At 44.2% G+C, this 1689-nt stretch carries 2 protein-coding genes; both read right to left on the minus strand.

Annotated elements, in window-relative coordinates:
- Positions 1 to 54: 54 nt before the first annotated feature.
- Positions 55 to 948, minus strand: coding sequence for an IS3 family transposase (locus EKM65_RS11060; protein ID WP_125608464.1), 894 nt, complete (start codon positions 946 to 948; stop codon positions 55 to 57).
- Positions 945 to 1619, minus strand: coding sequence for a helix-turn-helix domain-containing protein (locus tag EKM65_RS11065; protein WP_125608466.1), 675 nt, complete (start codon positions 1617 to 1619; stop codon positions 945 to 947). Before EKM65_RS11065 ends, EKM65_RS11060 begins: the two co-directional genes overlap by 4 nt.
- Positions 1620 to 1689: the final 70 nt, after the last annotated feature.

Raw genomic sequence — 1689 nt, forward strand, 5'->3', positions numbered from 1 at the left:
TGCACTATGCCCTGTCAAGTTGACAGATGAAATAATATAAAATTGAATTTGTCTCTAAGCGGCTTCACTCCAGTATTCATCTGGAGTGAGGCCGTTTCTTTGTGCTGAACGGTTGTGGTGATTGAAGTATTCAATGCCTTCTTCAACCAGCTTCACGAGTTCTTCAAAGGTTTTAGGTATCGGATGGCGATCCATCCAGCGAAGCTTAAACTCATTCCACCAACGCTCCATCGGCGCGTTATCGTATGGTGTGCCTGGACGAGACATGCTACGAGTCACATCGTAACGTCCAATAAAATTGTTGAAGGCGCCAGATGTATAAGCTGACCCGCGATCTGTGTGAATCAGTGGATGAACATCTCCGACTCTTTCAAATGCACGTTGAAATACTTCTATTTCCGCAGCTGTGGTTTCGGTAATGCTGAGATGGTGTGACAAGAGAAGACGCCCATAGAGATCGAGAACGCCACTCAGCCGAATCCTATATTCGCCATTTGGACCAAATTTTAATTCAGTCGAGTCGGACAACCAAACTTTGTTAGGCGCGTCTGTTTCAAAGTTCTGGTTTAAGACATTGTCTTGAACGTATTGATCACTAGCTTTTTGGCGACTGTGTTTTTTGACTCGAATTTGACATCTCAATCCGAGTTCTCGCATCACACGTCGAATCATTTTATGAGTAACTTCGAAGGCAATCAGCTCATCATGCTGAAGATTCACTAAGAGATTCCCAGCACCTATGCCTTGATGATGGAAATTAAACCAGTATTGCGTCCGTTCCTTGAGTTGACGATTACGGGCTTCCCAAGCAGTTTCTTCTCGATTTAACCCTTTGTAGTAAGCCTGCCGGCTTACACCGACAACGGCTAATAACTTGGTGAGTGCACCACGCTTACCTTGACTGACCTCTTTGATTGCGACATAGGCCAGCCGATGTTGTTTGTTCACCCCTTGCGCTGAAGTTCCAGCAATTTTTTTGCGAATTGTTCCACCAATTCCTTGTCTTTAAGCTCAGCTTCTAGTTGGCGAATGCGAAGATTCGCTTTATCGAGATCAGTCAGTTCAGATTCATCTTTGTGATGACCACGGTTATCAACGAGGACCTCATAACCACCATCCTTGGCCTTAAGCACCCAGGAACGTGCTTGTTGATACGAAACTTGAAAGTGCTCTGCGGCCTCAGTGTATGAATGCTTGTGCTTGACCACGTACTCAACTACTTCAATTCGTTCTTCGAAAGTCGTCTTTTTACGCATAGTGGGGACCTGCTTTCTAGACGGTGATGCCGTCAAAGGTTTGTCTCCATTATACTTATCGACCCAGACTTTTGCTTGCGTTGAGTTACGCAATCCATATTTATTGGCCACTTCTTCTAAAGTGCCTTCTCCATTCAGATAGGCAAAGACAACGGTATGCTTCAACTCCTTACTGTAGTGAATGTTCTTCTTAGCTTCTTCAAGGCCTTCAATTCCGTCTCTTTGGTAACGCATCAACCATCTTCTAAGTGTATTCTGACCGATTCCGTGCTGTCTTGCATACGTAGCTCTTGGCAGGCCTGACTGTTGGTAATCTTTAAGTAGATTGAACTTCTCCAGTGCCGTGAACTTAGATCTGGACATACAAAAATCCCTCCATAATCATCAGATGAATTATTATATTTCATCTGACAACCATAAAGGGATTATCGCA

The sequence above is a fragment of the Lapidilactobacillus bayanensis genome, from assembly GCF_003946695.1.
Lineage (GTDB): Bacteria > Bacillota > Bacilli > Lactobacillales > Lactobacillaceae > Lapidilactobacillus > Lapidilactobacillus bayanensis.